The 24,171-nt window shown below is 51.8% G+C and carries 18 protein-coding genes; 5 read left to right on the top strand and 13 right to left on the bottom strand.

What is annotated here, in order from left to right:
- Positions 1-8 precede the first annotated feature (8 nt).
- Both D3H35_RS16835 and D3H35_RS16830 read right to left on the bottom strand, forming a co-directional pair.
- On the bottom strand, positions 9-1,412 hold the full coding sequence (locus D3H35_RS16835) for a hypothetical protein (protein ID WP_119150412.1): 1,404 nt from the start codon (positions 1,410-1,412) through the stop codon (positions 9-11).
- A complete protein-coding gene (locus D3H35_RS16830) occupies positions 1,393-2,784 on the bottom strand; it encodes an alpha/beta hydrolase (protein WP_119150411.1) in 1,392 nt (463 codons plus the stop codon). Before D3H35_RS16830 ends, D3H35_RS16835 begins: the two co-directional genes overlap by 20 nt.
- Before the next feature lie 514 nt (positions 2,785-3,298).
- On the opposite strand from D3H35_RS16830, the gene D3H35_RS16825 reads away from it, so the two are divergent.
- A complete protein-coding gene (locus D3H35_RS16825) occupies positions 3,299-5,458 on the top strand; it encodes an alpha-amylase family glycosyl hydrolase (RefSeq protein WP_119150410.1) in 2,160 nt (719 codons plus the stop codon).
- Positions 5,459-5,561: 103 nt separating this feature from the next.
- On the opposite strand, the gene D3H35_RS16820 is transcribed toward D3H35_RS16825, so the two are convergent.
- From D3H35_RS16820 to D3H35_RS16790, 7 genes are all read right to left on the bottom strand, one after another.
- Positions 5,562-6,842, bottom strand: a complete 1,281-nt coding sequence (locus D3H35_RS16820) for an MFS transporter (RefSeq protein ID WP_119150409.1) — start codon at positions 6,840-6,842, stop codon at positions 5,562-5,564.
- A 23-nt stretch (positions 6,843-6,865) separates the two neighbouring features.
- A complete protein-coding gene (locus tag D3H35_RS16815) occupies positions 6,866-7,138 on the bottom strand; it encodes a hypothetical protein (RefSeq protein WP_147355865.1) in 273 nt (90 codons plus the stop codon).
- Entirely contained in the window at positions 7,135-8,211 is a 1,077-nt protein-coding gene (locus tag D3H35_RS16810; protein WP_158594147.1) for an alpha/beta hydrolase, read from the bottom strand. Before D3H35_RS16810 ends, D3H35_RS16815 begins: the two co-directional genes overlap by 4 nt.
- Positions 8,208-9,518: an alpha/beta hydrolase gene (locus D3H35_RS16805; protein ID WP_158594146.1), complete on the bottom strand. Its 1,311-nt coding sequence runs from the start codon at positions 9,516-9,518 to the stop codon at positions 8,208-8,210. Before D3H35_RS16805 ends, D3H35_RS16810 begins: the two co-directional genes overlap by 4 nt.
- Before the next feature lie 261 nt (positions 9,519-9,779).
- Positions 9,780-11,579 (bottom strand): ABC transporter ATP-binding protein, encoded by a 1,800-nt coding sequence (locus tag D3H35_RS16800; RefSeq protein WP_158594145.1) that lies wholly within the window; start codon positions 11,577-11,579, stop codon positions 9,780-9,782.
- Between the two features lie 20 nt (positions 11,580-11,599).
- Entirely contained in the window at positions 11,600-12,139 is a 540-nt protein-coding gene (locus D3H35_RS16795) for a thioredoxin domain-containing protein (RefSeq protein WP_119150404.1), read from the bottom strand.
- An 18-nt stretch (positions 12,140-12,157) separates the two neighbouring features.
- Positions 12,158-12,667 (bottom strand): MauE/DoxX family redox-associated membrane protein, encoded by a 510-nt coding sequence (locus tag D3H35_RS16790; protein ID WP_119150403.1) that lies wholly within the window; start codon positions 12,665-12,667, stop codon positions 12,158-12,160.
- A 450-nt stretch (positions 12,668-13,117) separates the two neighbouring features.
- On the opposite strand from D3H35_RS16790, the gene D3H35_RS16785 reads away from it, so the two are divergent.
- From D3H35_RS16785 to D3H35_RS16770, 4 genes are all read left to right on the top strand, one after another.
- Entirely contained in the window at positions 13,118-14,047 is a 930-nt protein-coding gene (locus D3H35_RS16785) for a LacI family DNA-binding transcriptional regulator (protein ID WP_158594144.1), read from the top strand.
- Positions 14,048-14,230: 183 nt separating this feature from the next.
- Complete coding sequence (locus D3H35_RS16780; protein ID WP_119150401.1) at positions 14,231-15,985, top strand: alpha-glycosidase; 1,755 nt, start codon at positions 14,231-14,233, stop codon at positions 15,983-15,985.
- Positions 15,986-16,058: 73 nt separating this feature from the next.
- Positions 16,059-17,006, top strand: a complete 948-nt coding sequence (locus D3H35_RS16775) for a helix-turn-helix transcriptional regulator (RefSeq protein WP_119150400.1) — start codon at positions 16,059-16,061, stop codon at positions 17,004-17,006.
- A gap of 161 nt (positions 17,007-17,167) precedes the next feature.
- Entirely contained in the window at positions 17,168-18,166 is a 999-nt protein-coding gene (locus D3H35_RS16770) for an alpha/beta hydrolase (protein ID WP_119150399.1), read from the top strand.
- Positions 18,167-18,224: 58 nt separating this feature from the next.
- Here D3H35_RS16770 and D3H35_RS16765 read toward each other — a convergent pair whose 3' ends face one another.
- The 4 genes from D3H35_RS16765 to D3H35_RS16750 all read right to left on the bottom strand — a co-directional run bounded on the left by D3H35_RS16765 (position 18,225) and on the right by D3H35_RS16750 (position 24,117).
- Positions 18,225-20,249, bottom strand: a complete 2,025-nt coding sequence (locus tag D3H35_RS16765) for a methyl-accepting chemotaxis protein (RefSeq protein WP_119150398.1) — start codon at positions 20,247-20,249, stop codon at positions 18,225-18,227.
- 69 nt (positions 20,250-20,318) lie between these two features.
- Positions 20,319-21,977, bottom strand: a complete 1,659-nt coding sequence (locus D3H35_RS16760; RefSeq protein WP_119150397.1) for an alpha-amylase family glycosyl hydrolase — start codon at positions 21,975-21,977, stop codon at positions 20,319-20,321.
- A complete protein-coding gene (locus tag D3H35_RS16755) occupies positions 21,974-22,810 on the bottom strand; it encodes a sugar ABC transporter permease (protein ID WP_119150396.1) in 837 nt (278 codons plus the stop codon). Before D3H35_RS16755 ends, D3H35_RS16760 begins: the two co-directional genes overlap by 4 nt.
- Positions 22,807-24,117 (bottom strand): carbohydrate ABC transporter permease, encoded by a 1,311-nt coding sequence (locus D3H35_RS16750; protein ID WP_119150395.1) that lies wholly within the window; start codon positions 24,115-24,117, stop codon positions 22,807-22,809. Before D3H35_RS16750 ends, D3H35_RS16755 begins: the two co-directional genes overlap by 4 nt.
- Between the last annotated feature and the right edge of the window lie 54 nt (positions 24,118-24,171).

The raw sequence follows: 24,171 nt of genomic DNA, 5'->3' as shown, positions 1-24,171 counted from the left end.
CGTATCCGTCAGACAGCTTCCGGCATCCGATCAAGGATGAAGTCCACGAAGCTCTCAACCGTTCGGAACGGACCGTCCGGAAGCGCAGGCGACTGCTCCTCCGACAAGGTCAGCCCGATGCCGAGCTCCTCCATGATCCCGTGCTCCACGACGGTCAACAGAGAGACGAGTCCCAATGAATCCAAGTTCCCGTTCCTGCCGTACAGCGGAGCCCTTAAGCCAAGCTCTACCGGAATCCGGCCGTCGTGGAACCTGTTGATCTCGAGGCAACTCTCCAGTACGATGCGCTCCAGTGCTTCCTTCTGTTTGGCGGAACTGCCGTCCTCTTGGGCATGACGCTTGTCGAATAGCCCAACATTCCGCGTCTCGGACCAAATCCGCTCGTACAGTCGGTACTCCCGCTCGGACAAGCTCGTCACGAACGAACCCAGCATGCTTGCCAGCTCTGCCTTCGACTTGTTTTTAACCTCATACAGCTTCAACATTTTGTGCGCTTTTTCCCACTGCTCGATAATTTCGCTGAATTCCGCCGCGATCGATACATAGACCGAGCCGTGCGAACTCGCGACATCCTGCAAGAGATCGCGGAAAAAATATCGGCTCCATCGCATATCGAACAAAAAGCCGGAAACGGAACCCGCAGCGTCATCAGCGGTCGTCGTCAGATGAATTCGCTTAAGCAGCTGCAGCGTGACGGCATGTCCGAAATAATAAGTGCGGTCGCCTTCCTTGAGCTCCGTTCCGCTCAAGAATTCATACGAATGGGTCGCAAGCGTGCGAAGAAGCTCCTCCTTGTACAGCTCAGGAGTCAACTGCCGCTTGGCCTTTACGTCAAGGGAACTGTAAGAGAACAGCTCTTCCTTCCGTTTGGCATCCGCCAGCTCGGGAATGCTTTTGTTGCCTTTCCAAAAATCATGGAAAGCTTGCATGGACAATGGCCCGGAGTAACGAGAAGGAACGGGATCGTACACGAGCACATGATCGTCTTCGATGCCGTATACGGCAAGCCAATGATCCACCAGATACAAGCGGGAATTCGGCTCCGTCAGCTTCTCAATATACTTTGGATTCAGGTAGTCCTCACAGTAAGGAAGAAAATAACTGGTGCCGGTCACGAGGAACATTTCCTCTTCGTTGGTCCGTTGCCGGATTCGATCCAGTCCTTCTTCAAAACTCGAAAACTCCACCTTCTCGGTCATCGTCCAAATCGGATCGTCGTACTCCAGCCTGTTGAAATACCATCTTATATGTCCCGTGCTGCAATAAGCTGGCAAGCCGTAAAAGCGGGAGTTCGCCACTAAGCTCAGGCTGCTCGTCGACCCTTGCCGCTTCAGCACCTCATGGATCAATGGAAGATTGCATGGATAATAAAAAGGGATTTCTAGCGTCGGCTTAAAATTCGAGACTTGCATGGCTTCTCCTCTCTGGCTCCTCGCGATGAACACCTTCCCATCGCTCGACCTTGCAATGCAGAGTGGTGTTTTCCGAAGCCCGAAAAGACCGGTTTGCTATCCCGTTGCCTTCCGCGTCCAATTCGAACTTGCGGAATCCCCTCGTGAATCTGAAGTTGAAGCCGCTATCCCTCGGAACGAGAAATCGGCCTTCATAGCGATTGCTTCCGACGGACAACAGCTCCATGCCCATCCCGCCGTAAATGGTGGAATCGTCCGGCGTGTCTTCAGGTACTTCGACGCTCATTCGTACTTCGACGCCTTCCGACAGCGCCGAGACGACCTCATACCGCTTCGAAGCTTGAATGCCGTTGGAAGTCAAGGTTACCGTCGTCGAGCCTTCCTTCTTCGGAACGATGGTACCGTCCGGTTTTACTTCCAGAACTTCCGGATCTTCGACGGCATATGTCCCGTTCAACTCGCTCATGGCGAATCCGCTGTCGAAATGGACGATAGGATTAATCCTGACCGTCATCCCTTGCAGTCCGACGACATCTCTGCCGCGCAGCTCCAGCGACGTTGCTTTTCCCGTATTCCCGAACATGAACAAGAGAGGAATATGCACTCTCGCTCCCCAATCCGTTTCTTGGTGAGCCGCTTCCGGCTGCTCCAAATACGCGATGTCGTCGCCGTAGCGAAAGCCGTTTTGCAACAAAATATCGACGGCATCCTTCACATGACTAGGCAGAAACAAGCCTTCCGCATCCCCGATATCCATCCAGACTCGAAGCGGAGGATGCCCTCCGTAAGGCTCAAAGATAAGCTCCTCATGCAGCTCGAACTCTTCCTTCTTGCCCAGCCGTGCTTTGACAAAGTAGGGCGAAAGCATGATCAGCTTGCCGAAAACGTCCGGGTTTCGGAACCCGATGTGATAAGTGCACAAGCCTGCGGCCGACGAACCGATCAACCCCGTGTTTTCCGGTCCTTGCAAAGTCCGGTAACGGGAGTCGATATAAGGCTTTACGTCGTTCAGAATAAAGTCTTCATAGTCCAGACCCGAGCAGCTGATGTGTTCTATCTCATCCTTCGGTCCCGTGAAGTGATAGTATTCATTGGCAGTAACCGGACGGACGTGAGCGATTGCCACGATAATAATTCCGTCCATCAAGCCTTCGGCGATAAGCCGATCGGCCGCCTTATGAATGTTCCACGATTCGGTTCCAGGTTTCGCAGGATCGAATGCCCGTTGTCCCGCATGCATGTACAATACGGGGTAATGCCGTTGTTCGCCCCCTTCGTATCCGGGAGGCAAGTATACGAATAATCTCCTTTCGTTGTTCAATTTGCGCGCATGGAAGTTGTGAATGGTCTCGATGGTGGAATTAGTCCACAATCTCGCGTCCCTCCTCAGTCGTACCTCAGTCGTACCTCAGTCGTACCTCTCTCTTCCTAATCTCTTTCTTTCTCTTTCTCTTTCTCTTTCTCTTCTCCACCTCCGCACCCAACCGATCGAAAACAAACAACCCCGCTTCTCTGATGAGAAACGGGGTTGTTTTTAAAACATGGGGATGTTTTAAAAATCATGGCCCTCATGCTGTCGGTTCGAGTTTAGTTGATTACAACTATTATGATAGGTATTCGGCATTATTTTGTCAACATTATTCTTTATTGACATAATCTATGATCGTTCTATAAAATGTACCTGAAACTCTAATTCGAGGGCGCTGCTTTTCGAGAGTTCGTGTCGAAAACATCCCCGGCAACTCCTCCAGGAGATGCCGGTTTTTTTGCGCTCATAAGGGGAGGCGGTCGTTACAATCGCGGGCAGAAGGGCAGCAGAAGTGAGCTTTCAACAGCTTTAAGCTCTTCCAAAAACATTTCATAAGGCGAAAGGTGGATCCTCATTTATGTTCAAAAGCGTTAGACGTACGATCGTCGCGGCATTCCTTGCAACCGCTCTCTTTGCCGGCCTGGCATTGCCTGGAGCGCCTGTTTCGACAGCGTTCGCGTCGCCTGATACGGATGTCTCGAACAAGCAAAATTTTAGTACGGACGTCATCTATCAGATTTTTACCGACCGGCTGTACGACGGCAATTCCGGAAACAACCCAAGCGGCTCCTCCTTCGACGGCACCTGCACGAACCTCAAGCTCTATTGCGGCGGCGACTGGCAAGGAATTACCGACAAAATCAACGCCAACTATTTCTCGAATATGGGAATCACGGCGCTGTGGATTTCCCAGCCTGTCGAGAACATTTACTCCGTCGTTAACTATTCCGGAGTGAACAACACCTCTTATCACGGCTATTGGGCTCGCGACTTCAAGAAGACGAACCCTTATTACGGAACCGTGACGGACTTTCAAAACCTGGTCTCCGCGGCCCACGCCAAAGGGATCAAAATCGTTATCGACTTCGCTCCCAACCATACGTCTCCGGCTATGGAAACGAACTCTGCGTTCGCAGAGAACGGCAAGCTGTACGATAACGGCACGCTGCTCGGCGGATACACGGGCGACACTAACGGATACTTCCACCATAACCTGGGGACGGACTTCTCTTCGCTCGAGAACGGCATTTACAAAAATCTGTACGATCTCGCCGACATCAACCATAACAACAGCACAATCGACACTTATTTCAAGGATGCCATCAAAGTATGGCTCGACCTCGGCATCGACGGCATTCGAGTCGACGCGGTGAAGCACATGCCTTTCGGCTGGCAGAAAAACTGGCTGGCTTCGATTTACAGCTATCAACCCGTCTTCACTTTCGGCGAATGGTTCCTTGGCGTGAACGATGCCGATCCGAACAACGTCCAATTCGCCAACGAATCCGGCATGAGCCTTCTCGACTTCCGGTTCGCTCAGAAGGTCCGCCAAGTGTTCCGCGATAACACGGACACCATGTACGGCCTCGACTCCATGATTTCTTCCACGGCGACGGATTACGCTCAAGTGAGCGACCAAGTTACGTTCATCGACAACCACGATATGGACCGCTTCAAATCGGGCACCGTCAGCGATCGCAGAGTCGAGCAAGCTCTCGCCTTCGGCTTGACCTCGCGCGGCGTTCCGGCTATTTACTACGGGACGGAGCAATACATGGCAGGCAGCGGCGATCCGGGCAACCGTGCAAGAATTTCGTCGTTCTCCGAATCGACGACGGCGTTTAACGTCATTAAGGCGCTGGCTCCTCTGCGGAAGAGCAACCCGGCTATCGCGTATGGCACGACCCAGCAGCGCTGGATCAGCAACGACGTCTACGTCTACGAGCGCAAATTCGGCGATAGTGTCGCCGTCGTCGCTATCAACCGCAACGGTTCGTCTTCGACTTCCGTCAGCGGCCTGATCACTTCTTTCGCAAGCGGTACGTATACGGACGCGCTCGGCGGCTTGCTCAACGGCAACAGCATCACGGTCGGCTCCGGCGGCGCCGTCTCGACGTTCACGCTGGCAGCCGGCGGCGTAGCCGTATGGCAATCGACTCCTACTCAAACGACGCCGGTTGTCGGTCATGTCGGTCCTGTCTTGGGCAAACCCGGCAATACCGTCACAATCGACGGCAGAGGCTTCGGTTCGACGAAAGGCACCGTTTATTTCGGAACGAACGCCGTAACCGGTGCTAACATCGTGTCGTGGGAGGATTCGCAAATCAAGGCGATCGTTCCTTCCGTCACGCCAGGCAAATATGCAGTCAAGGTTCGCACTTCCGGTTCCGTGGACAGCAACTCGTATAACAGCTTCAACATCTTGACGGGCACTCAGGTTTCCGTACGCTTCATCGTTCAGAACGCTTCGACCACTTACGGTCAGAACGTCTACCTCGTCGGCAGCGCATCGGAAATCGGCGGCTGGGATACTTCGAAAGCGATCGGCCCGATGTTTAACCAAATTATTACCGCTTACCCGAACTGGTATTACGACGTCAGCGTACCGGCCAACACCGCCCTACAGTTCAAATTCATCAAGAAGAACGGGGCTACGGTAACGTGGGAAGGCGGCTCGAACCATACGTTCACTACTCCTTCCAGCGGCACTGCAACGGTAACGGTCAGCTGGCAATAAGCAAGCCCTCGTTAAATCGGATACGATGAGCGGCATCCGGAGCAAGCGGCAACTGCCCGCACGCTTGCCCGGACTGCCGCTTTTTCCGTTTTTGTATCGCTCGTCAATTGTAGGTTCGTATCGTCTTCAGGAAGGTAACCGCAACAAGAGCGATGAGGAACAACGTTACTCCTTGCGCTCCAAGCATGAACTTCGCACCCACATGATCGGCAAGCGCAGATGAAGCGACAAGTCCGAGCGAAGGAGCCACCCCGGTAATCGCGCCCAAAGTTCCGTATATTCTGCCTTGCATATCGGTTTGAACCTCGGATCTTAAGATGATCTGGATCATCATCGTGCAAAAGGCGAACAGCATTCCGCACAATAGGATGAACGGCAATGCGGTATGAGCGTAAGGGACGATCGATATGAGGTAAAAGACGGGACCGAGCGTAAGCAGTCCGGAAAAGATCCACCATCCCCTATGACCGAGCTTGGAGCCGAAAGCCATAATGAGCCCCGCGCCAATCATATAGCCGAGCGGAATGCACATCTCGAGCAAGCCGAAGGCGACGGGACCGGCCTTCCATTCCTTGACGGCGATGACCTGAATCAGCATCAAGGAAGACATGACGAACAGAATAAGCAACGGATTCAAGATGACGATCGAACGGGTCAATCGATCACGACGGATATAGGAGAAGCCGCCAACCAAATCTTTCAGGAACGTCGATTTCTCTCGCCGCTCCCTGCTGAACGACGGGAAAGCGCCGGCCGCCACTACGCAGACGGCGGACATGAAGAAAGTCGCGGAATTAAAAATCATCGCCCAAAATCCGCCGAAAGAGGCGATCGCGACACCCGCAAGCGCAAGTCCCGAGATGCGGGCTACGTTGTCCATAAGGTATACCGCGCTCGTCGCTTGCCCGATTCGTTCTTTTCCGACGAGTTGACCGATCGACGCATGGAAGGCCGGAGCTTGAAAAAGGCTGGAAAAGGCCGACAGCGCGACCAGAACGATCATGACACCGAACGAGCTATCAAGATAAAACAAGCTGAACGCCAGCGTGCACGCAATGCTTCCCCTGAACAGATCGGCCGCGAGCATCAGCTTCCTGCGGTCGATTCGATCCGCCACCGTTCCGGCGACCGATCCGAACAATACGCTGATCGCCGTATGGCAGATCAGCACCGCCGCCATCTGCTTGGCGCTCCCTGTCGTCTGCAGCACCCACAGACTGAGAGCGACCCCGCTGAAGCAGTCTCCGAACACGGAGATGAAATTGCCTGACAGGATGAACAGGAAAGGGTTGTTTTTCCATACCGGCCTGTTCGCGTCCAAGCCGCTGCTTATCGATGCCGTTTCGATGCTGCTGTCCGACTCAAGCGAGCGTGAAAATTCCAAAAGACCAGCCCCTTACAAATTAGTTATTCCGACCAACGTTCAACCTCGTAATCGATCGCTGCGTCGCCCGGAAGCTTCAAGATGCGAAAAGGAGCTTCCTTGCCGTTCCGTCCCGCCTCCTGGACTCCCGTATCCGTCGTTATCCGAAACCGGAACGCGATATCCCTTGGAAGCCGTAATTCTCCACCGTAAACACCGTCGTTATCCGCCAGCCGATTCACCTTGAGCTTCCCGATGAGCAAGTACGGACTATTGCGCCCGTCCTTGGGAACTTTAACCCGGAGAGACAAATTCACATATTCGGGCAGCTCTTCCACCACCGTGATCGTTTGGGAATCCGACAGCCCCCTTTTACGAAACGAACCTGTGTAGTCCCTGGCTTTTTCGGAACAAGCGTACCGTCTGGCTGGACTTCGAGTATTTCCGGGAATTCTACTTCGTAGGTTCCTTGCAAGACCGTCTGAGCGAAGCCGCTGTCATAGGAAATCAAGGGATTCAATCGATACGTTGCTCCCTTGAGTCCAATTTGCCCCCGCCCATGAAGACGAAGAGATACGGGACGCCCTACTTTCCCGAACATGAATAACAAGGGGGATTGAAGCCGCTCCGCCCAATCGTGCTCGGTATGCGCTGCATCCGGGACTTCGCAGTAGGCGAGTCCGAATCCCGGAATAAATCCCTCGCCGATCAACTCGTCGACTACCTCTCTCACATGCCGGGTCAGAATGTGCGCTTCGATCTCCCCGATATCAATCCATAACTTGAGATCGTTAAAGCCATAGCTTCTGTAGAAAGGAAACTCCTCCAACGAGTTCAGATCCAATCGAACGAAATGCGGGGAAACGATACCCAGCTTGGAAAATACGGCCGGGTTGCGAAACCCGATATGATAAGTAACGAGTCCGCCTAACGAAGAGCCCATCATACCTGTGTGACTTCTGTCCGGCAACGTTCTGAAGCTGCGGTCGATAAAAGGCTTAAGCTCGTCGATGATGAACCGCTCGTACAGAGTCCCCCTGCATTCGGCATCGGGAGCGCCTGGAATGCCTCCAGTCGCGTCCAAGGGGAACGTGAATTCATGAAGCCTCTCGTCCCCCTTATTGTCGATGCCGACAATGATGATTTCCTCCAGCCGTCCCTCCGCTATCAAGCGGTCCGCCGTCTCGTGAACAAGCCAGGAGGCTTGAGAAAACGAACCCGGATCGAACAGACCTTGGCCATCGTGCATATACAAAACCGGATATCGACGGTTGGTATAGTCCGAGTAACCCGGAGGCAAATAAATTCGTAGGTCCCGTTTGTTGGAGAGTTTCGCGGAGAAGAAATCCTCGATCCGTCTCACTTCGCCTCTTGCTTCGGATAGGATCATGGATGCTCCCATTCCTCTACCTTGTAGCGAAGATCCAAATCCTCCGACGTTGAGAACCGCCTTATTACATTGCCCTTCTCGTTCGACCGGAAGCCCTTGGACACATTGACGGCGAAGATCAAATCCCTCGGCAGCCGGAAGGTCCCCTTGTACAGACCCTTCTTGATTCTTGGAATTTCGAAGCCCACGTACACGCGGTCTTCATCCCTCGTTTCGGCCGCCACCTCGACTGTCACATCCACTTCAACCATTTCCGACATCTCGGGAACAACTTCCAGTGTCACCCTCTTGCGCAATCCTTCGAACTCAACTTCAATCTCGGCGGTGCCGATCGATTTCGGACGGATGGTGCCGTCGGGATCGACGGTCGCAATAGCCGGATCGAGCGCTTTGTATTCCGCCCTCAGCAGGCTCGTTTCGAATCCGCTGTCATAGCGGGCATTCGGATATAATCTTGTAGCGGGACCTATTAATCCAACCTTTGTGCGACCATGTACTTCCAGACTTCGAGGAGCTCCGATTCGACCAAAAAAATACAGCAGCGGCGAATGAAGGCGATCCGCCCAGTCCTTCTGTGAGTGGCCCGCCTCCGAATCGAGCAGGAACGCCAGATCAGCTCCCGGAACAAAGCCGTTATCGATTAGCTCCTCGGCTACGTCTCTTGCGTGCGCTACCGTCATAAGCCCTTCGGCTCCGCCCATATCCAGCCACACCCGAATAGGAGGATGAGTATCGAATTTCAAATAGAGCGGAGTTTCCACGAACTCCGTTCCCTCCGTTCGCGCAAGGACAAAGAACGGAGACAATATGCCGACCATTCCGAATACGTCGGGGCGCCTGAATCCGATATGATAGGAGGCGACGCCACCCGCCGAAGAGCCCATAATAGCGGTATTCTCCCTGTCGGGCAGCGTTCGGTACCGGCTATCGACATAAGGCTTGACTTCCTCGACGAAAAATCGCTCGTATCGTTCGCCGATAGACCCGTCTCCGAATACCGATCGGATACCCGGGTTATCATGAAAATATTCGAGCAAGCGAGCGTGGGTAATCGATGCGGCGGCGACGACGATCACTTCCCGGAGTTTATCCTCCCCGATCAGCCGGTCGATCGTCTTGTGCACTTCCCAGGATTCGCCGAATTGATCTCCCGCAAATACGTGCTGCCCGTCGTGCATGTACAGAACCGGGTAACGCGTCTCCGTCGAGGAATCGTAGCTGGGCGGCAAGTAGACATACAAGTCCCGTTCATTGTCCAGACAAGTTGAATGAAAACTAGAAATGACTTCGATGGTTGAAGTGGTCAAGCCGATCGCCTCCGAAAATTTCAAAATTAAAGCTATTTGTACCTCAACCGCAACTTAACCGGTTAAGTTGTTTTCAGTATAGGAGGTAGATATTCGAGTGTCAATCATTTTTAGCCAGAATTGGCTTCAAACAAGAAAATTCGCGCCTCATTTGTCTCTGTTGTCGAACGAGCAGTGCACCTTGCTTCTAATAAAACAGCTTCTGCACCCGAAAAAATACCTCCCCTTTGGCTGAAGGGGAGGTATACGGGCGGTTCGCCCTCAATTCGGCGTCTCGTACCATTGGGATTGCGTCGTGTACATCTCAGCATATTCCCCGTTAAGCGCCAGAAGCTCGTTGTGTGTCCCTTGCTCGATCAAACGTCCGTCCTTCAGGACGAGAATATGATCGGCGAAGCGGCAGCTGCCCAGACGGTGGGAAACCATGAACGTCGTCTTCCCTTCCGTCAGCTTGGCGAACTGTTCGAACAGCTGAGCCTCGGCAATCGGGTCCAAGGCGGACGTCGGCTCGTCCAGCACGATAAATTCGGCATCCTTGAAGAAAGCCCGGCCAAGAGCGACTTTTTGCCATTGTCCGTAAGACAATTCGTGGCCCTCGTCGAACATCGGGCCGAGAAGGGTATCGAACTTGCGCGGCATCCTGTCGATAAACTCGCTCGCGCCCGCTTTGGCCGCAGCGACTTCCGCCCATGCCCGATCCTCCAGCCGGTCGAGGTTGCCGAAGCCGATGCTGTGCTGAACCGAAAATTGAAACCGGACGAAATCCTGGAACACGACGCTGAATTTGTTATACCGGGCGCCATCCTTGTCCGCCCGTTCGCCGTCGATCGATACATGCCCTTGCTGCGGCTCGTATAAAGCCATGATGCATTTGATCAGCGTGCTCTTCCCTGCTCCGTTACTCCCCACGATAGCTACCTTCTGCTTCGGCTTCACATCGAAGCTGACGTTCTTGAGCACAGGCTCCGAATGGCCGGGGTAAGCGAACGTCAAATTCCGTACTTGAATTCCCTCCTCACGGGTTTCGCCCGTTGTTTCGGAAAGCGCAGAATCCGATTTTTCGGGCATGGATAGAAAAGCGAACCATTCGTTCATGAACAGCAGCTCTTCGTGGATTCGCGACATATTGACGACTGCGATGATCAACTGATGTCTCGTCGTCGCCAACGCCTGATTCAAAGCGGCAAAGCTCCCAAGCGTCAACTGGCCTCTGTAAGTCAGCAAAAGCAAATAAAACGTAATACACAAAGTCACAATTCCGGATATCAGCTCCGCTCCGAATTGCTTGAGCAAAGACCTTCTTTCCAACGCAATCTGCTCTCCCGCATTATCCCAATAGAGCTTTCGCCACCTCATCTTCATGAACGGAAACAGCTCGAAAACTCTCATTTCCTTCGCCGCTTCCCGTTCTTTCAGCAGCTCGGACAAGTAGTCGACTTTGCGGCTCTTCTCCGTCTGCTCGACCATCTGCCTATATTTTTGTTTGCCGATCTTGATGTTGATAAGCAGAATCGGAATGACGAGAAGCACCATTCCTACCGCCAGCGTGTAATGCAGATTGGCCAAAATAACGAGAAACCCCGCGATCGTAAACACGCTTTGCAGCAGTTGGAACAAATATTCGAGTATCGAAATGCCGCGATATTCTACGCCCTTCGAAACTCTTTGCAGTTGATCGTAATATTGCGGCTGGTCAAAATAGACGAGAGGCAGCTTGGAGCACTTGTCAATCACGATCCGGTTCAATTCGTAATTCGCTTTTTGCTTCGTGGCGGCCATCACGTAGGTTCCGCAAGTTCTTAGCCCGTTGTCCAGAGCAAGCGCCGCGCCCTGCAAGCCGACAATATACACCGCATGGTTCCAACTGCCGGGCTCGTTATTAATCATGCTTACGACCCCGTCGATCAACTGCTGCGTCAAATAGAGCTGTAAGGAAGGAATAGCTGCCTGCAGCAGATGAATGAAGATTGAAACCGTGAACAACCCCGGCGCTATTTTCCACAGCATGGGCAGAATGCGAACGAACAAATTTTTCAATTGCGGGATCGTGGATTTATCCATGCGCGGAACCCTTTCCTTCGTCATGCCAATTTGCGATTCGCCTTTTTGCCGGTTGCAATCAAATGGTTAATATGCAGCGCTTCATGGAATATTCCTTTGGAGAGCACCTTGCCCTCTGCCGACAAATAATAAGCGAACGGAACCCCCGGCACCTCGAACGGGGCCAAATCGTCCACAAAGGCCGCTTCGAATGCGTTCGCGTACGGCTCCAGAATAGACGCTCCCTCCTCCTCCGAAGCAACCATAAATAAAGCGTAATCGTAATTCGCATTTGCCCGTTGAAATTGGTCGATAACGGGATACACCCGCTTACAAGCATCACAATCGCTCGCTGTGAAAAAGACGAGCGTTCCTCCCGAGCTGACGCTGCCTGCTCCCAACCGGCGGCGCTGAAACGCTTTCATGTTGGGGAACGGAAACGAAACGCCGACCTGTATGCCGCGATCCGAAGCCGGCAGAGAAATCCGGTATATTCTTTTGGCCATGGCCAAAACGATGTAAGCCAGCAAAAATACGACGAGCCATAACAAAACGTAAGAAGCCGCAAAAAACGGCGACACGAACGTTCCCCCTTCCGCTTAAAGAGTCATTCCCGTCTTCTTGTGGCCGGCTATTGCGGACAGTAGAACGTAAGCCGCCAATATACCGCAAGAAGTTAGCACCATGTACAAAACCTCCGCGGCTCCGAGCGAAAATAAATCCCGCTGCGAAGGATACGCGAGCAAGCCAATGGAGAGAGCGCCGCAAACTCCGATTCGGACAAAGGTAAGCGCTCCGAAATTTTCGGAAACCGCCTTGCCGAAGCAGTGGCATTCGATATTTTGCCCCTTCGCCTTCCAGGCGGCCCACGCAAACGAGATCAGCAAACCCAGCAGCAGGACGATGCCTGCCGTACGAGTGCCCGGCCACGGCAGCAGGGCGGCGACCGCCGCTTCCGCAGCCGGGACGACGATGACGGCAAGCTTGACGTTAATGCGCGCAAGACCAAGCTCAGCAACGCTTTCGCCGAAACGGCGCCAATCGAACGCCTTGGAAATCGCCGAAAACAAAAACAGACAGCAAAGAAATACTGCAATGAATACCGACATGGCGCAAGCTATTCCTCCCGTTCGCGATAATTGGGAATAACAAAGGGATAGAGTCTCCTCTATCCCTTTATCTCGCTAGATCGAGCAACAACCTGCATAAACGTTGCTGCCGTCGGAATAATGATTCCATTGCACTTTCTTACCGTTGGGGCATTTCTTCGTAGAGTCGCACCAATAGTACAAGTGAGAAGGCATTATTGTCCCTCCTTCCTAACGAGTATTCGTAAGCGCCGTTTATTTGTTCTTAAATCAAATGACAGCGTTTACAATACTTATTTTACCATAAAAGATTCGTTGTGTAAACTGACTAATTCGATAAATTAAAATTTTCTGATTTATAACTTCTAATTTCGTAATCGTTCAAAACAACGCATAGCGGCGCGAATTGACAGGCCGCTTCATGCCCTATTATGATGATGGTACTTTTTCACGATGCGGAGCGCGATGCAAATGACGAAAAAAACGACCCTCAGGGACGTCGCCAAGGAAGCCGGGGTTTCCGTGGCGACCGCAAGCTACGTTCTTAACAACGTAACGAACCAGACGATCCCGACCGAGACGAAAAAGCGGGTATACGAAGCGGCGGAGAAGCTCCAGTACGTGCAGAACTTAACCGCGCGAGCCCTTTCGCTCGGGAGGACGAACTTGCTCGGAGTTCTACTCGTCGGAGACGAGAGCGACCTCATCTCCAAGCATATAAGCTACGGCAAGTTTATCGACCGGCTGGAGCGGTTAAGTCTGGAGCAGAACTACCATCTAATCGTCGCCAGAATCGACCCCCGGCAGCCGAACTTCGATATTATTCTCGAACGCAAGCTGGACGGCGCCTTCGTCATTGATGCGGCCGAAAGCTCTTTCTACGCCGTATCCGAGAAGTTCAAATTCGGATCGCCCGTCGTTCTCGTCGACAGCGCAATTGCAGATCCGCTGTTTCGCCATGTGACTCCCGATTTCGGCCAATTATTCGGCATTATTAGCCAGCTCTGCGGCGATCAACCTTACGTCATCGCTCATGAAAAGTATCATAACCAGACGTTGACGGATTCGCTTTATGCAGCGAGCGGCGTCGGCAGCGATCGCGTTTACGCCATAGCCAGAGACTCCGGGAGCCTCACCGCATTTGCGCGCGAGCACCGTAATAAGCCTCTCGTCGTCTTCAACGAATTTTTGGCGCTTCACCTCATGAAAGACTGCGATCCTTCTAACATGGTCGTTGTTTGCACGTCCGACTGCCCCGACTTTTTACCCAGGAGCGTCCGGCGGATCGTTCCGATGGCAGATAAAGCGAAGACCACCTTCGAATTGATGCATGCGCTGCTTGGCGAACCCTTTTCCGCCTCCGATCGTATGCTTCCCTTTGCAGCCATGGACCCGGAATAGACGCCTTCCATTGTCAACTGTTAAAGTAAGCGCTATAATGAGGTCAGAGTACAACTTAAAGGCAATGATACCTAATCTATAAGGTACAACCTCGGCGGGCAAGCTGATGGGGTTGTACTTTTTTGCGTGTAGGGACGCTAGCGGCCGCCCGCCACACATTCACGACTGGGAGAGATGCGGATCATGTTAAAACAAGCGATTTATCACCGTCCGAAGCAGAATTGGGCTTACGCCTACGACCGCGCGACGCTGCACCTGCGTATTCGTACGGGACGCGGCGACGTATCGGCCGTTAACGCCAATTGGGGAGACAAATACGCCTGGAAGGAAACTTCCAAGATAGAGCCGATGAAGCTATTCGCTTCCGACGATCTGTTCGACTACTGGGAGATCGCAGTTGTGCCTCCATATCGTCGGATGCGCTATGCATTTGAATTTATTAGCGGCAAAGAAACTCTCTATTTGACGGAAAAAGAATTTACGGAACAATTGCCGGATGAGCCATGGACGTTTTTCGATTTCCCTTATATTAATCCGGTCGACGTGTTTCAGCCGCCCGCTTGGGTCAAGGACGCCGTGTTTTATCAAATTTTTCCGGAACGGTTCGCGAACGGCGATCCTTCGAACGATCCAGAGAACGTAGAGCCGTGGGGCGGCACTCCGACTCCGAAAAATTTCTTCGGGGGAGATCTGCAAGGAGTTATCGACCATCTCGACCATCTGGAAGAGCTCGGCGTCAATGCAATTTATTTCAATCCGATTTTCGAAGCAACGACCAATCACAAATACGATACGCGGGATTACTTGAAGGTCGATCCGCAATTCGGAACTAACGAGCTGCTGAAGGAATTGGTCGACAAGTGCCACGCCCGCGGCATCCGCGTGCTGCTCGACGCCGTATTCAACCATTCCGGCAAGACGTTTCCTCCATTCGTCGACGTCCTCGAGAAGGGCGCCGAATCGAAATACGCCGGCTGGTTCCACGTCCGCGAATTCCCGTTGCGCTTCGAAGACGGCGTTCAGACTTACGACACGTTCGCATTCGAGCCGATCATGCCTAAGCTGAATACGGAAAATCAAGAAGTTCGGGAGTACCTGTTTGAAGTAGCGCGTTACTGGATCGAGGAAATTGGAATCGACGGCTGGCGCCTCGACGTTGCGAACGAAGTTGACCACCGGTTCTGGCGCGACTTCCGCGATGTCGTCAAGAAGGTCAACCCTGACGCTTACATTCTCGGCGAAATTTTTCACGATTCGATTCCGTGGCTCAACGGCGACCAATTCGACGCCGTTATGAACTACCCGTTCACGGAAGCCGTGCTCGACTTTGCCGCACGCGGAACTCGCGACAGCAAACAGTTCGCCGATCTCATCGGCTCTCTGCTCGCTTCTTACCCGCAGCAAGTGAACGAAGTCGCCTACAACCTGCTCGGAAGCCATGACACTCCGCGCTTGCTCACACTGTGCGAGGAAGACAAGCGCCGGATGAAGCTTGCCAGCGTCATCCAGTTCACGTTCGCGGGAACGCCGTCCATCTACTACGGCGACGAAGTGGGCTTGACCGGAATCAACGATCCGGGCTGCCGGAAATGCATGGAATGGGATGAAGAGAAGCAAGATCGCGACCTGTTCGGATTTTTCTCCGAATTGGTTCGTATCCGTCGGAACAATCGGGCATTGCGGGACGGCTCCTACGAGCTTCTATCCGCCGAATCCGGCAAGCTGACGCTCGCTTACGCTCGGGAAGCGGACGGCGAACGTTTCGTCATAGCGGTGAACGCCGGCAAACGCAAAGCTTCGTTAAAAGCTCCGCTGTCCGGAGAACTGATCGGCAACGCATCCATCGTATTCGGAGAAGCGGAAGTCAGCATCAATGGCAACAAATTGAACGTAGCGCTTCCTCCTTTCGGATATGCGATTATCCGTTTGAACAAATAGAAAAACTTTCCTAAGAAAAGTGGTTGGGCCGATTATTCAGCCCAGCCACTTTTCGCTAGAGAGGAGAATTCCGATGGAACTGCAAACCGTCGGCCGAATTCATCACGAAGGCTACCGCCATTCGATCTGGTACAACGATAACGAGAATCTGAATTGGAACGACGATCACCATTCTCGATACAAATTGGTGCTTGTGCTCGAAGGGTCGGGCTTGGTGGAACATGCCTCCTCCACTTATCCTATCATCGCCCAGAGCATTTTTTGCTTGAATGAATCGGAACAATTGCGACTGACATCGGGGTCCGGCTTGATTATGAAATCTCTCTATTTTCATCCCCATGTCGTTAATTCGAAGTTTACCTTGCACGACAGCGACGCTCAAAATCGTCTGGAGAGGGACGATCTATCGACGTCCGATATCCATGACGTTTGGTGTCTGGGACCTTTCTTCGACCGACAGGAGCCCTTCTACGGCTGTACGCCGATAGATTCGGCGGTTGCGCGCCATGCATTCAAAATCATGGAGTCCATCAATGGCCAATTAACAGATCAACCGGATTTTCATTGGCCGTGCAGAAGCCGCTCTTATTTGTTGGAGCTGCTGTTCCTCGTAAGCAGAATCTATCGGGAAGCGGAATCTTTTCCGGACCGGATTCCACCCGTCTTGTCCTCCAAACCCGATTCGTCGGAACAATTGGAATCGATCGTCAGATATGTGCACACCCACTACAGGGAGAAATTAAAAATAGACGACATTTGCAAAAAATTTCATACTAACAAAACGACGTTAAACAATCAGTTCAAACAGTATGCAGGCATCTCCGTGATGGGTTATCTAAACCAAATCCGCATGCAAATGGCCAGCTCCATGCTTCGAAATACTTTGCTCCCAAAGCACGAAATTATGGAGATGGTCGGCATCCACGATTCCGCGCACTTTTTACGCAATTTCCGCAAATTTGCCGGTTACTCCCCTTCCGAATATCGAAAATCGTTTTGTTGGATGCTTCAAAATCGTTGAACGCCCTGCCAGCGGGCGTTTTTATTTTGCCTGCTCCCGCCGATGCTCGTTTATTTCCGATATGCAACGGATTATTTCCAATATGCAATATTCGCATCGGGTCTTCTTTTCTACTATGAATATTGAACCTAAATATACCTATTGAGAAAAGGGGATTTTCCATGAAAAGAACGACCGCGGCGCTCGCAGCCATCCTGCTGCTATCGTCAACCGCACTGCTTCAAGCATGCAACTCCAAAGCTTCTGAATCGAAAGGAGCCGCTCCTACGGAACAAGCTTCTAAATCCAACGCACCGGAGACGTCGAAGGCCAGCGCTCCTGAACCGTCCAAGAAACCGGCTGCTGCGCCTAATCCCCTGCCCTCCTATATGCCGGAAAATTCGACCTTGTTATCGAAAACAAACAGCGTGTACCGAGTCAAGTTCGATAGTGCCGCTCTTAACAAGGAAGTACGATTCAACATCTATTTGCCGCCGAATTACGATACGGCTCAAACGTATCCGACCCTTTACTTGCTTCACCCTCTCATCGGCTCGGAGAACAGCGTTCTGTCTGCCACGGGAATATCGGCTTCCGCCGACAAACTCATCGCTGACGGAAAGGTTAATCCTCTCATTATCGTCGCTCCATTGCTGGAAAACAGTTACGGCTTGAATGTTACAGACGAGATGGCCAAATCATGCAGCGCCTGCACCGTAGGCAATTACGAAGACTATTTGACCAAAGATCTGATCGGCTTTGTCGACGGCCATTTCAGCACTGTCAAAGAGAAGAGCGGGCGTTACATCGGCGGCTTCTCCGCAGGAGGCTGGGCCGCTCTCTACAACGCTTTCACGCATCCGGATCTGTTCAGCAAGGTCGGCGGACATAGCCCCTACCTTCCACTGGACGAATGGAAAGAAATTTATACGACCCCGGAATTAAAAAAGCAGAGAGATCCTTTGCTTCTGGCCGCGACAGCCGATATTAAAGATCTTTCCGTCTACTTGGATAGCGGTGAGCAAGATCAGTACCAAGGCTATATAAGCACCGAGAAGCTGAATGGCATTCTGCAAAACAAGAAGGTCAAATCGGAATACCATCATTTCCCTGGCGGACATAACCAAGAGTATTGGGATTCTCAATCGGACAATCTATTAACGTTCTACGCCGGCAAATAAACGAACAAATAAAGGCCCCGCTTCCGGTTAAGGAAGACGGGGCCTTTATTTGTTATGTTTACTTGTTGCCGCCGAATACGTCCAGTTGCTCGATCAAGCGCTCGGAGAGCGATTCCAACTGATTCGAGAGGTCGACAAGCTTGTTGCTGACCGCCAATTGATCGGTTGTCATTCTCGCTACTTCCTCCGACGATGCCGCCGATTCTTCGGATACAGCGCTTACCGTTCCGATCGACTCGACAAGAACTTTCTGCGAAGAATCCAATTCAATGATCGACTCGGTCGACACGGCAAGCTCTTGAACGAATAGATTCATTTCGCTCTTCACTCCGCCGAATATTTCAGCCGCTTCAAGAACGGCCGCGTTCTGCTGCGCCAGAACGGGAGATACCGAGCCCAGATCCACGACCGTGGCGTCGATCTCCTGTTGGATGACGTCTGTAATCGTATGAACGACTCCGATTGATTCCTTCGATTGCACGGCCAGGCGACGAATTTCTTCCGCTACGACAGCGAAGCTTTTTCCGGATGCGCCGGCTCGCGCCGCTTCGATGGAAGCATTGAGCGATAGGATGTTCGTCTGCTTCGAAATTTCGTTCATCATATTAAGAATCGTGTAAATAGATCCTGCGCTTTCCTTCAGCTTGCTTACTCTTTCAACCAACGAACGGGATAATTGCTCGGTCGCCTCCGTCTTGCCGATCAGTTCCCTCATGTAAGCGGAGCCTTGATCGCTGACGGCTTGCACGCGTCCGGCCGTCGACTCCAGCCTGCCGTTCGTATCGGTCGCCGCACGCATTTTTCCGCCGATCGTCTCGGTTTGAATGATGCCCCGTTCCGCTTCGGCCGCGAGGCTTGCGGCCCCTTGAGCGATTTGAGTCGTTACGGAAGCGATATCCCCGGCCGTCGAAGACGTTTCGAGCGAAACGGCCTTCAGCTCTTTCGCCGAACGCACCAACTGCTGCGCCGATTCGTTCGTACGACCGACGATGGAGGCGATTTGCTCCATCATGCGGTTGAAGTTGCGAGACAGCCGGGCGATTTCATTCTGGCCCCGGTAATCCATTCGAACGGATAAATCTCCATTCTCGCCTTTCTCCATCAGCACGCACAGCTTCTCTAGAGGCTTGCCGATAATACGGATGAGCACGTATCCGATGAGGAGAGCGGCGACCGCCGCGGCGATAATCATCCATACCGTCAACGAAAGAATCGTTTTCGAATCGCGCTCCAATTCGTTAAGCGGAACCGATCCGATCATCTTCCAGCCCGTCGTCTCGGAGGTATGATTCAATACGAGCATATTTTTCCCCAATGGCGGAGGCGTAGTATCGATCAACTCGGGCGAAGCCGCATACACGATCTTATTATCCTCGGTAACGACCATCATTTGGCCGGTATCGCCAAGCTTGAAGTTGGCAAAAGCATCGGACAGAAGCTTGCTGCGAAGCTCGATTAAGAGCAAATATTCCGCTTCCGGATTTTTAAGATTTTTTAGAAGACGCCCTACAGTCAACGACGGCTCCGTGGAGTAACCGAATAACCCTTTGTTCATCATAGGGACAAAGACGACGTTGCCTTTGGCATCCATCATCTTCTTCAGCCACGCTTCGCTCGGCCCCTCTATCAGCAACGCGGATGCGCCCGTCGTTGAAAGCGCATTATTAATATTCAAATCTTTGGGTATGATTCGAATCGTAAGTATGTTCGGTTCTGCGGATATCATGCTGTTCATTCTATCCGTTATTTTATCTTGTGCGGCTCTCTTATCGGGAACCGAAATATCTTTAGCGGAAACGGCGACCAACAGCTCGCGAAGCGATGTGTCCACCATGAACTGACGCGTCAGTCCCGCGTAAGTCGACAAGAGAAAATCGAGCTTGTCCGTCGATTGCTGCAACGTTTGCTGGGAAGCGACGGATACTTTGTCGCGAATGATCTTCTTGGACTTTCCGTACGAGTTGAAGCCGAGTACGGACACGATCAAGATGATGCTGACGAATACGATGCCGAACAATTGAACGCCAATGGATTTCCGCTTTTGCAACAACGCTTTTCCGATTTTAGAAATGCTGGCAGACATACCGATGTCTCCTTTTTCTTATCGGGATTTAGACAAAGGCCGGTTCCTATCAAGGAATCCGGCCTTTCTCTATTGAAGAATTACCGTGCTGTAAGGAGGCAATTCCAACTGCCCTGCATTTAAGGACGTTCCTTCTTCGCTGAAGTGCTTCAGCGTGGAGAACGGAACGGTACCGTTAGCGTTCAAATCGACTTTTGTCGCTTTGCCCGTCAAATTATGAACGACTAGCAAAGTTGATGACGAATCGACTCGCAGATAGCCTAGAACTCCGGATTCATCGATCGGGAACGACTCGATGCCCCCATTGCCGAGCGTAGGCTCTTCATTACGCCAGGAGATCAGTTTCTTATAGTGATTCAGCAGCGATTTGGGATCTTGCAGCTGTTCCTCGACTGACAAAGTCGTTTCGTTGCTCTCGGTCGATTCCCAGCTTGTCTGGCCATCCGATTTGCGATCCGCGGCCCAGATGATCGGCTCGCGAATCAATTCGTCCGGCTTGATCCCCTTCATCCCTATCTCTTCTCCGTAGTAGAGGAAAGGGTTTCCGGGCATCGTCAGGAGCAAAGAAGCGGCCATCTTCGCGTGATCGGCATTTTCGCCGAGCTCGCTCATGATCCGATTCTGATCGTGATTGCTCAAGAACGGAGCATCCACGAATTGCCCTTCGGATTGCTTGCTGTAGTAGGCTAGCATTTTGCTTAACACCGATGAGATGGCTCCCGCCTGCTCGGTTTTGGCCGAGTCGATGAGCAGCTTGGCCGCATCGAAATTAAAGCCGGAATTAAGAGCATGATTGAGGAAAGGCCCTACGACAGTTAAAGAATCCCAAATTTCGCCGATCAAATAGGCATCCTTGTTAACCTCGTCCATTCCTTTTCGGAACTCTTGCCACCAGGCCTGGTTCTTCTTCGACGTCTCGGGATCGCTCGTCGACGATTGGAAATCCTCATAGACGTGCTTTGCCGCGTCGAGCCTCAGCCCGTCCATACCGAGCTTAAGCCAGAACTGGCCGGCTTTCACAAGCTCTGCACGCACCTCCGGATTATCCATATTCAAATCGGGCATTCCGTCCGTGAAGACGCCCAAATAAGAATTTCCGCCAGCGGACGTATGCCATACCTGTTGGCCCCAAGGGCCTAGTGCTGAAGTATCACTTCCTTTTTCAGCCCAAGTGTACCAACTGCGGTATTTGCTGTCAACGTTTTTTGCCGAGTCGATGAACCAAGGATGCTTGCTGCTCGTATGGTTCAGCATCAAGTCGATAATGACCTTGATTCCCCGCTTGTGCGCTTCGTCAACCAGTTTTTTGGCATCGTCCAGCGTTCCGTAATCCGGGTTGACCGAATAGTAGTCCGTGACGTCGTAACCGTGATAGGTAGGCGACGGAGTGATCGGCATGAGCCAAAGCCCTTTCACTCCTAATTGCTGCAAGTAATCGAGCTTGTTCGTTACGCCCTGCAAATCGCCGATGCCGTCGCCGTTGGAGTCGCTGAACGAGCGGACGAAAATTTCATAGAATACGCCGCTGCTGGTGCCCATAGCCGGAACGTTCGTATCGATGACATAAGGCTTTGCCGATGGCGTTGCGTTGTCTTTCGTTGCCTGTGATGACGGAGAAGCCGCAGGCTGCTTCTCGTTATTGCCCGAGCAGCCTGCCAGCACAGCAGCCGCCATCGTAACGACGAGCGCCAGATTGCCGACTCGACCGGCAAGCGGACGTTTGCTCATCCTTTGTCAGCTCCAGACGTAAGTCCTTCGACTAACATTCTTTGGAAAGCAATGAACAGTGCAACAACCGGAATGGCGACAAGCACCGATCCCGCCGCGAATACTGTAAACTGCGTCGACTGCTGCGTATTGACCATGTTGTACAAGCCGACTGCCAGCGTCTGTTTATTCTCTGTCCGAAGAATCGTCTGTGCGAAGATAAATTCGCTGAATATGGAGGCGAACGATGTAACAGCCAAATAAACGATCAGCGGTCTCGACAGCGGCAGCAATATCCGGAAAAAGACGCCCCAGTTGCTTGCACCGTCAATTATGGCAGCTTCTTCCAAGCTTTTCGGAATCGTATCGAAATAGCCTTTGACCAGCAAATAACCGACGGCTGCGCCTGCAGACGAAACGATAATAAGCGCGCTGTGCGTATTAAGCATATCTACGGTCAATAGCAAAACGTATACGGCCGTCAAACTGAGGAAGGAAGGAAACAGACCGACGATGAACAGACCGCTCATAATCGTTTTGCGTGATTTGAACCGAAAACGCGAGAATGCGTAACCGGACAGCAGTTGGAAAAATACGGTCAAAACCATCGTAATAAGCGAGACTTTCAACGAGTTAACGTACCACTCGCCGAATTTGAATTTGGTGAACAGCTCTTTATAGTGAATAACCGTCCATTTCTCGGGAAACATCGTTTCGCTGTACAACGATGTCCCTTCCCGGAATGAAGATGTGACAATCCAAATTGCAGGGTACAGCGTAAAGATGGCAAGAAGAATCAACAGCAAATAGCTGACAGCCTGACCAAGCTTTTGTTTTGCACGATATCCGTTCATCGCAACATATCATCCTCTCTGAACGAACGTGTGCGCCTAAAGCTGACGAGCGCAAAGAACGCTATAATAATAAACAAGAAGATGCTGACTACAGCCGCGAAGTTGTATCTGGCGTTCGTGACGGACAAGCCGTACAACCACGTAATGAGAATATCGGTATGTCCCGCAAATTGATACTGGCTATTGGTCGGACCACCGTTGGTCAACAAGAATATAACGTTGAAGTTATTAATGTTGCCCATAAACTGACTGATTACGATAGGCGCCAAAGAGAACATAACGCTCGGGAACGTAATCGATTTGAACTTGAAAAATGCGGATGCGCCGTCGACTTCCGCAGCCTCGTACAAATCCCGCGGGATCGTGACCAATATACCGATAACCAACAACATGGATAACGGGAAGCCCAACCAGAAGTTAACGAGTATGATCGTCGCCTTGGCCCATGTGGGATCGGACAGCCACGGCGGTCCGACGATGCCGAATTTTAATAGCAGAGCGTTAATCGGTCCTACTTCGTCGTTGAACAAGTTACGCATAATAAGAAGCGATAGGAAGGAAGGAATGGCGAATGGAACCATGTAAATCGCTCTGAACAGCGATTTGAGGCGTATTCCCTTCTGTTGAACGAGCAATGCAACGGCGAAGCCGCCGAAGAAAGTCGTAAACGTCGACAGAACGGCCCAAATCATCGTCCAGCTAAATACACCCAGGAACGTATGCGCCCATTGGCTTAGTCCCAGCAAATCTTTGAAAGCGCGGAACCCTTGCCAATCGACAAGATTCCCTGGCGGTTCATGGGTTCTGTTGTAATTCGTAAAGGCAATCAATACGGAAAAGATGATAGGCAACACGCTGAAGAAGAAGACGAAGATCAACGGAAGCGTGATGATAAGATGAGGAAATTTCTTGTCCACGATGAACTTCAACGTATCGGCAATACCGCTAAGCGTCTTCCCTTCCTCGCGAAGCTTGCCCCCCTTGTACGCATCGAGAATATTCATAATTAGAAAATACACGGTAAGCAGCGCAACGAAGATGGTAATTAGTCCTTCTATCATCAAAAAGATAGAATGATCCCCGGGAATTTTCTGGTAAACTTTACCTACAAGAACAAGCTTTTGTTTCGTTTCCCCTAGCGTAATAATGCCCCAGAGGCCGTGATATAGATTTTTGATCGCATATACGATTGCGAGCACGTAAAAGACGAAAAAGGATAGCCCTTTCACATACTGTCTGTTATAAAGTTGTCCCAACCCCATAAAGACAGTCGAGAGAGCTGCTGCCGTAATCCGATGCTGGCGCAAGTTCGGACTCTCCTCTCATTAGACAATCACCCGTAAGCTTCTACGGGTGATTGT

Source organism: Cohnella faecalis (genome assembly GCF_003570905.1).
Taxonomy (GTDB): Bacteria; Bacillota; Bacilli; order Paenibacillales; family Paenibacillaceae; genus Cohnella; species Cohnella faecalis.
This window is presented reverse-complemented; position numbering and strand designations above follow the sequence as displayed.

Bases quoted from the DNA above. Each gene is read 5' to 3' on its own strand.
- D3H35_RS16835 (WP_119150412.1), bottom strand. From the start codon at position 1,412: ATGCAAGTCTCGAATTTTAAGCCGACGCTAGAAATCCCTTTTTATTAT.
- D3H35_RS16825 (WP_119150410.1), top strand. From the start codon at position 3,299: ATGTTCAAAAGCGTTAGACGTACGATCGTCGCGGCATTCCTTGCAACC.
- D3H35_RS16810 (WP_158594147.1), bottom strand. From the start codon at position 8,211: ATGATCCTATCCGAAGCAAGAGGCGAAGTGAGACGGATCGAGGATTTC.
- D3H35_RS16800 (WP_158594145.1), bottom strand. From the start codon at position 11,579: ATGGATAAATCCACGATCCCGCAATTGAAAAATTTGTTCGTTCGCATT.
- D3H35_RS16790 (WP_119150403.1), bottom strand. From the start codon at position 12,667: ATGTCGGTATTCATTGCAGTATTTCTTTGCTGTCTGTTTTTGTTTTCG.
- D3H35_RS16785 (WP_158594144.1), top strand. From the start codon at position 13,118: ATGACGAAAAAAACGACCCTCAGGGACGTCGCCAAGGAAGCCGGGGTT.
- D3H35_RS16780 (WP_119150401.1), top strand. From the start codon at position 14,231: ATGTTAAAACAAGCGATTTATCACCGTCCGAAGCAGAATTGGGCTTAC.
- D3H35_RS16775 (WP_119150400.1), top strand. From the start codon at position 16,059: ATGGAACTGCAAACCGTCGGCCGAATTCATCACGAAGGCTACCGCCAT.
- D3H35_RS16770 (WP_119150399.1), top strand. From the start codon at position 17,168: ATGAAAAGAACGACCGCGGCGCTCGCAGCCATCCTGCTGCTATCGTCA.
- D3H35_RS16765 (WP_119150398.1), bottom strand. From the start codon at position 20,249: ATGTCTGCCAGCATTTCTAAAATCGGAAAAGCGTTGTTGCAAAAGCGG.
- D3H35_RS16760 (WP_119150397.1), bottom strand. From the start codon at position 21,977: ATGAGCAAACGTCCGCTTGCCGGTCGAGTCGGCAATCTGGCGCTCGTC.
- D3H35_RS16755 (WP_119150396.1), bottom strand. From the start codon at position 22,810: ATGAACGGATATCGTGCAAAACAAAAGCTTGGTCAGGCTGTCAGCTAT.